The sequence below is a fragment of the Achromobacter semiaridum genome (assembly GCF_053543755.1).
The window spans coordinates 12,236-19,191 of sequence record NZ_JBLVOL010000061.1; the positions used below are offsets into that span (position 1 = coordinate 12,236).

Sequence of the window (6,956 nt, forward strand, 5' to 3'; positions counted from 1 at the left end):
GGGGGGGGGGCCCCGCGCCCGGTGGACCCCCACGCGGTCGAAGTGCCCGCCCAACCCGACAACGAACGCCGCTACACGCTGGATATTCTGTACGACCTGGCGTTTTTCAGCGGGCATTTCCCGACGGTGCCCGTGGTGCCCGGCGTGGCCCAGATCAGCTGGGCGGTGTCGCTGGCGCAGCGCGGCTTGTGCCCGGGCCTGCAATTTGGCGGCATGGAGGCCCTGAAATTTCAGCGGCTGCTGCGTCCGGGCGATCAGGCCGTGATGGCCTTGCGCTGGGACGAGACGAAACAAAAGCTGTATTTCACCTTGACGGTGGACGACGCGCCCTGCTCGTCGGGCCGCGTGATTCAAAGGGATGGCCATGCCGCAACCCCATAAGCTGTGCGCGGTCATCCCCGTCTACAACCATGGTGCGACGGTAGCCGCCGTGCACGCGCAAATGGCGACGCAGGGCTTGCCCTGCGTGCTGGTGGACGACGGTTCCGAGCCGGGCTGCGCCGCCGTGCTGGACACGCTGGCCGCGCAACCGCACACGCACCTGGTGCGCCGCGCCGTCAACGGCGGCAAGGGCGCGGCGGTACAGGACGGCCTGCGCGCCGCCTCCGCCTTGGGCTATACCCACGCCTTGCAGGTGGACGCCGACGGCCAGCACGCCCTGCACGACGCCATCGCCATGGCCGAGGCGTCGCGCGCCCAGCCGCAAGCGGTAATCTGCGGCGCGCCCGTCTACGGCGACGATGTCCCGCGCAGCCGCCTTTACGGGCGCTGGCTGACCCGCGTCTGGGTCTGGATCAACACGCTGTCGACGGACATCCCCGACGCCATGTGCGGTTTTCGTATTTACCCATTGGCGTCCGTCCTGCCCGTCATTGGCCGCGCAGGCGTCGGCCGCCGCATGGATTTCGACATCGCCATCCTGGTGCGCCTGCATTGGCGCGGCGTGCCGATGGCATGGCGCCCTACTCGCGTGACGTACCCGGAAGGCGGTGTGTCGCACTTCAAGGGCCTGCGTGACAACGTGCTGATCAGCCGCATGCACGCGCGGCTGTTCTTCGGGATGCTGGGCAGATCCCCGGCCTTGCTGTGGCGCCGTCTGGCACGAGGCGCGCAGCGCCTGACACGAAGGACCCAATCTTGAGCGCCGCCGATTCCCACTGGGCCCACCAGCGCGAGCGCGGCAGCCCCGCGCTGATGCGCCTGACGGCCTGGGCCGCGCGTCACCTGGGCCGCCGCGTGGTCGCGCCCGTGGTGTGGGTGGTGGTGCTGTACTTCTACGCCTTCGGCGGGCGCGCGCGTCGCGCCATCGCGCAGTACCAGCAGCGGCTGTCCAGCACGACGACGCCCGACATGCCCCACATGCCGCCCTCGGCGCACGTGCCGCTGCCGCGCACCCTGCCCGTCTACCGCCAATACCTGGCGTTCGCCGACGCCATGCTGGACAAGCTGGACGTCTGGCAAGGCAAGATCACGCTGTCGCACCTGGACATCGCCGACCCGGACGGCTTGCATGCCCAAATGGGCGCGGGCCGTGGCCAGATACTGGTGGGCTCGCATCTGGGCAACATCGAAGTGTGCCGCGCGTTGGCTGAACGGTCGGGCGCGCTGCGCCTGAATGTGCTGGTGCACAGTAAGCACGCCGTGCATTTCAACCGCCTGCTTGATGCGGCCGGCGGGGGCTTGCGCATGATCCAGGTCAGCGAACTGGATGCCGCCACCATGCTGGACCTGGCGCAGCGCCTGGATCGCGGGGAATGGCTGGCCATTGCCGGGGACCGCGTGCCGTTGCAGGGCGACCGCACCACGCTGGTCAACTTCCTGGGTGCGCTCGCGCCGTTGCCGCAAGGGCCCTGGCTGCTGGCGGGGCTGCTGCGCTGCCCGGTCAATGTGCTGTTCTGCACCCGCCATGGCGACCGCTACCGCGTCTCCATGCAGCGCTTGTGCGACGGCATTCAATGGACGCGCGCCACGCGCCAGGAACGCATCGCCCACTGGGCACAACGCTATGCCGACCAGCTAGCCGCGCACTGCCGGCTGGCGCCGCTGCAATGGTTCAACTTCTACCCTTTCTGGAAAGACGATGCGTAAACGAGGCCTTATCGGCGCACAGGTCGACATCCAGGTGCCCTTCTTCGACGTCGACTCGCTCAATGTCGTGTGGCACGGCCACTACGTGAAGTACCTGGAGCAGGCGCGTTGCGAACTGCTGGATCAACTGGGCCACAACTACGACGCCATGCGCGCCAGTGGCTACGCGTGGCCGGTCATCGATTTGCATCTGCGCTACGCCCAGCCCGCCGAGTTCGGCCAGCGCCTGACGGTCCGCGCCGAGCTGGTGGAATGGGAAAACCGCTTGAAGATCAATTATCTGATCCTGGATACGGCAAGCGGCAAGCGGCTGACGCGCGGCACGTCGGAACAGGTGGCCGTCTGCATCGAAACCCGTGAAATGCAATTGACCTCGCCACCCGCGTTCGTGGACGCCGTGCGGCGCAAGCTGCATGCCCTGGAGGCCTCGGCATGAAGGCGCCTGCGATCACGTCGTTTGCACTGGGGCTGAAAGGCGGCCTGAAACACGGCCTGAAACACGGCTTGAAACACGGCCTGAAACACGGCTTCAAACGCGGCCTGACACTCGCGCGACATGCGGCGCTGCGGCAGTTGCAGTTGCTCTTGCTGTTGCTGATCGCGCTGCCGTGGACCGCGCACGCTTTCAGCCTGGACGACCTGCAAGCCCAACTGCGTGCCACGCCGGTCGTGCGTGGCCATTTCATCCAGCAGAAATTCCTGCGCTCGCTGCCGCGGCCCCTGACCAGCCGTGGCGACTTCACGCTGGCGGCGGGCAAAGGGCTGTTGTGGCTGCTGCGCACGCCCATCGCCCAGGACCTGCGCATCGACGCCGGCGGCATATCGCGGCGTGATGAATCCGGGGCCTGGCAGGCCTTGCCGCAACAAACCGGCTCAGGCCGCGAGAACCGCCTGTTCCTGTCGGTGCTGGCCGGCGACACCAAAGGCCTGCAAGACAATTTCGACCTTGCCCTGACGGGCGACGCCACGGCATGGCAGTTGATGCTGACGCCGCGGTCCGCTTTGCTGCGCCAGATTTTTGACAACATCCAGATCAACGGCGGCAAGCTGGTTGACCGCATCGAATTGCGCGAGACCCAAGGCGATCGCAGCGTCCTGCAAATGACGGATGCGGTTGCCGCCGACGCCCTGACTTCAGAAGAGCAACGTGCGTTTTCCCATTGAGCGCTGGCTACCCCGGCTGTTCAAGCTGGGTCTGCTATTGGTTTTGTGCGTGGGCGCGTGGCAATGCCGCCACGGCTGGCCGGTGTCGGCCAACCTGATGGAGCTGGTGCCGCACACCCGGGCCGACGCCACGCGGCAGTTGGCCGAAGCACGCATCCAGGAACCGCTGTCCCGCCAGTTGCTGGCCCTGGTCGCGGCGCGGCCGGGCGCGGACCCGGTGGCGCCCGCGCGCGCCTTGGCCGACCGCCTGCGCGACAGCGGCCTGTTCGCCTCGGTGCAGCTGGAATTGAATGTGGACGTGGCCGCGCTGCGCGCGCAGTTGCTGGCAGGACGCCTTGCCATGCTGCCCCCCGCCGACCGCGAACAACTGGGCGCCAACCCCGCCGCCTACGCCCAACGTCGCGCGCGCGAATTGTCCGACCCGTTTTCGTCGTCGGGGCTGGTGCCCGTGGACCAGGACTGGTTGGGGCTGACGCGGCGCGCCGAACAGGCGCTGCGGCCGGGCGGCGCGGTGCAATACGACATGGGCACCGGCACGCTGCAAGCCGAACACGACGGCAGGCGCTGGGTGATGGTGCGCGCCGAAACGCGCGCTGACGCATTCGACACCGACGCGCCGCAGGGCCTGGCGGCCCGCATCGACGAAGCCCGCCAGGCGCTACAGGCCGACGGCGCGGAACTCCTGGTGGCCGGCGGCCCGCTGTACGCGGCGGCCGGGCGGGCGCAGGCCGTGGCGGAAAGTTCGTGGATCGGGTCCATCGCCATGGCCGGCATCGTCCTGGTGCTGTTGCTGGCCTTGCGCCGCGCGCGCGCGTTGCTGGCATTCATCCCGGTGGCGGTGGGCCTATTGACCGGCGCGGTCGCCTGCGTGGCGGTGTTTGGCTCGATCCATGTGCTGACGCTGGTGATCGGCGCCAGCCTGATCGGCGTGGCGGTGGACTTTCCCATGCACTGGCTGGGCAAAAGCTACGGCATGGCCGACTGGCAGGCATGGCCCGCGCTGCGCCGCGTGTTGCCCGGCCTGACCATCAGCCTGGCGGCCAGCCTGGTCGGCTACGTGGCGTTGGCCTTTACCCCGTTTCCCGCCCTGACGCAGACGGCCGTCTTTTCAGCCGCCGGCCTGTTGGGCGCCTACGCGTGCACGGTGTGCCAGCTTCCGGCATGGATGAACGGCTGGCGCCCGCGCCCATGGCCCCCGCTGTTGCATGCCGCCGAAGCGGCCTTGCGTTTGCGCGAACGCGTGGCGGGCCAACGCCTGTTGCTGGCGGTGGGCGCCCTGGCGTTGGTGGCCGCCACCGCGGGTGGCATCAGCCGGCTGGTCATCCAGGACGACCTGCGCCAATGGCTCAGCCTGCCCGCCCCGCTACTGCAACAAGCGCGCCAGATCGGCGAAATCACCGGCTTCACGCCGACCAGCCAGTTCTTTCTGGTGCGCGCGCCCGACGCGGACGAGCTGCTGCGCCGACAAGCGCAGGTGGCTCGCAAGCTGGACGCGCTGGTCCAGCGTGGTGACCTTGCCGCTTACAGCGCGCTTAGCCAGCTGGTGACGCCCGTGCAGGACCAGCTGGCGCTGGGCCAACGGCTGGCGGCACGGGTCCGGCAGCCCCAGGCCTGGAAACCATTGACCGACATCGGCATTCCGCTTGAGTCCCTGCAACAAGAACTGCAAGGCTACGCCGCGTTGCCCCCGCTGACCCTCGACGCCGCGCTGCAAGGCCCGCTGGCCGAACGCTGGCGCGGCCAATGGCTGGGCGTGCACGACGGCCAGGCAGCCGGCATGGTCACGCTGCTGGGCCTGCGCAGCGCCGCCGCCCTGGACGGCATCGCGGGCGATTTGCCGGGCGTCGAACTGGTGGACCGCAGCGGCGACTTGAATCGCATGTTTGCGTCGACCCGCATCGAAGCCGCCGAACTGAAGCTGCTGTCCTATGGCGTGGCCGCCGTGTTGCTGCTACTGACGCTGGGTCGGGCGGCCACGTGGCGCATTCTGGCGGTGCCTCTTGCCGCCACCGCCTGCGCCTTGGCCGCCTTGGGCTACCTGGGCCAGCCCCTGACCCTGTTCAGCCTGTTCGGCCTGCTGTTGGTGTCCGCCATCGGCGTGGACTACGCCATCTTCATGTTCGAACGCGTGGCGGGCGCCGCCGCCAGCCTGGTCGGCATCCTGCTGGGCGCCGTCACCACCTTGCTGTCCTTCGGTCTGCTTGCCGTCAGCCAGACGCCGGCTATCGCGAACTTCGGCATGGCCGTCGCGCTGGGCGTTGCCTTCTCTTTGCTGTGGTCTCCCTGGGTGCGTCCGCCCCAGCATGGCCGCTCCCTCTAGCTCAACCTACATGGAATCTCCCCTCATGGAACATCGTGAAGTCGTCGTCATCGGAGCGGGTCCCGCCGGTGCGGTTGCGGCGGCCCTGCTCAAGCGGCAAGGCCATGATGTCTTGATGCTGGAACGCCAGCAATTTCCGCGCTTTTCGATCGGCGAAAGCCTGCTGGCGCACTGCCTGGAATTCGTGGAAGAAGCCGGCATGATGCCCGCCGTCAACGCGGCGGGCTTTCAGGTTAAGAACGGCGCCGCCTTTGCGCGGGGCGACGACTACACCTACTTTGATTTTCGCGACAAGTTCACGGCCGGCCCCGGCACCACCTTCCAGGTGCAGCGCGCGCAGTTCGACAAAGTACTGGCCGACGATGCCGCGCGCCAGGGCGTGGACGTGCGCTACCTGCAGGAAGTCACCGCCGCGGATTTCAGCGGCGACCAACCGCTGCTGGATGTGCGCGGCGCCGCCGGCGCCGGCTACCAGGTCGCAAGCCGCTTCGTGCTGGACGCCAGCGGCTATGGCCGCGTGCTGGCCCGCTTGCTGGACCTGGAACGCCCGTCGTCGATGCCGCCTCGCAAGGCGATCTTCACGCACATCGAAGACCGCATCGACGACCCCGGCTTTGACCGCGAAAAAATCCTGATCAGCGTGCATCCCGAACAGCCGGGCATCTGGTATTGGCTGATTCCGTTTTCGAACGGCCGCTGCTCGTTCGGCGTGGTCGGCGGCCAGGACCTCTTCGGCGGCCCCGATCAGGACCTGATGTCGACCCTGCGCGAGATGGCCGCTGCCGCGCCGAACCTCAAGCGCGTGCTGGCCAATGCCGTGTGGGATACGCCGGCCAACACCATCGGCGGCTATTCCGCCAGCGTCACCCGGCTGTACGGTCCCGGTTACGCGCTGCTGGGCAACGCGGCCGAATTCCTGGACCCGGTGTTTTCGTCGGGCGTGACCATCGCGCTGCGCTCGTCCAAGCTGGCCACCGACGCCCTGCACCGCCAACTGGGCGGCGAAGTGGTGGACTGGCAGGCCGATTTCGCCGACCCCTTGATGCTGGGCGTGGAAACCTTCCGCGCCTACGTGCAAGGCTGGTACAGCGGCGAATTCCAGGACGTGGTGTTCCACAAGAACCCGCAGCCCGAGATCCGGCGGATGATCAGCTCGATTCTTGCCGGCTACGCCTGGGACACCGCCAACCCCTTTGTCGCCAGCCCGCAGCGCCGCCTGCGCATGCTGAGCGAGCTTTGCCGTGGCGCCGCCACGCAAGCCGAACCCGCCTGAGACCGATGATGCAAGCCGCTTCGCCTCGCCCGCCCGTATCCGTGCACACACATGGCGTTTTTGCACGCCTGCCCTTGCCCGTACCCCGCCTTGGCGTTGTGCCGCGCTTGC

7 protein-coding genes are annotated in these 6,956 nt (G+C 68.1%); all 7 read left to right on the forward strand.

All coding sequences use genetic code 11. The annotated features are described in order from the left end of the window. A partial coding sequence (locus ACNPP0_RS17505) for an ApeI family dehydratase (protein ID WP_448706566.1) occupies positions 1 to 381 on the forward strand: 381 nt, incomplete at its 5' end. Next, the gene (locus tag ACNPP0_RS17510) at positions 365 to 1,141 is read left to right on the forward strand and encodes a glycosyltransferase family 2 protein (protein WP_448706567.1); all 777 of its coding nucleotides are present in this window, start codon (positions 365 to 367) and stop codon (positions 1,139 to 1,141) included. The genes ACNPP0_RS17505 and ACNPP0_RS17510, both read left to right, overlap by 17 nt. Continuing rightward, positions 1,138 to 2,088, forward strand: a complete 951-nt coding sequence (locus ACNPP0_RS17515; protein WP_332607401.1) for a lysophospholipid acyltransferase family protein — start codon at positions 1,138 to 1,140, stop codon at positions 2,086 to 2,088. Before ACNPP0_RS17510 ends, ACNPP0_RS17515 begins: the two co-directional genes overlap by 4 nt. After that, on the forward strand, positions 2,081 to 2,524 hold the full coding sequence (locus ACNPP0_RS17520) for an acyl-CoA thioesterase (RefSeq protein ID WP_332607400.1): 444 nt from the start codon (positions 2,081 to 2,083) through the stop codon (positions 2,522 to 2,524). Before ACNPP0_RS17515 ends, ACNPP0_RS17520 begins: the two co-directional genes overlap by 8 nt. Beyond that, positions 2,521 to 3,252 carry an ApeL family LolA-like protein gene (apeL, locus tag ACNPP0_RS17525; protein WP_448706568.1) on the forward strand — a complete coding sequence of 244 codons (732 nt, stop codon included), beginning with the start codon at positions 2,521 to 2,523 and terminating at the stop codon, positions 3,250 to 3,252. Before ACNPP0_RS17520 ends, apeL begins: the two co-directional genes overlap by 4 nt. After that, positions 3,236 to 5,572 carry an MMPL family transporter gene (locus ACNPP0_RS17530; RefSeq protein ID WP_448706569.1) on the forward strand — a complete coding sequence of 779 codons (2,337 nt, stop codon included), beginning with the start codon at positions 3,236 to 3,238 and terminating at the stop codon, positions 5,570 to 5,572. The genes apeL and ACNPP0_RS17530 overlap by 17 nt, the downstream gene beginning before the upstream one ends. Positions 5,573 to 5,597: 25 nt before the next feature. Further along, a complete protein-coding gene (locus ACNPP0_RS17535; protein WP_448706570.1) occupies positions 5,598 to 6,845 on the forward strand; it encodes an NAD(P)/FAD-dependent oxidoreductase in 1,248 nt (415 codons plus the stop codon). Positions 6,846 to 6,956 lie beyond the last annotated feature (111 nt).

What these genes read in the sequence shown, in the direction of transcription:
- apeL (WP_448706568.1), top strand. Translation starts at nt 2,521, where the DNA reads ATGAAGGCGCCTGCGATCACGTCGTTTGCACTGGGGCTGAAAGGCGGC.
- ACNPP0_RS17520 (WP_332607400.1), top strand. Translation starts at nt 2,081, where the DNA reads ATGCGTAAACGAGGCCTTATCGGCGCACAGGTCGACATCCAGGTGCCC.
- ACNPP0_RS17535 (WP_448706570.1), top strand. Translation starts at nt 5,598, where the DNA reads ATGGAACATCGTGAAGTCGTCGTCATCGGAGCGGGTCCCGCCGGTGCG.
- ACNPP0_RS17510 (WP_448706567.1), top strand. Translation starts at nt 365, where the DNA reads ATGCCGCAACCCCATAAGCTGTGCGCGGTCATCCCCGTCTACAACCAT.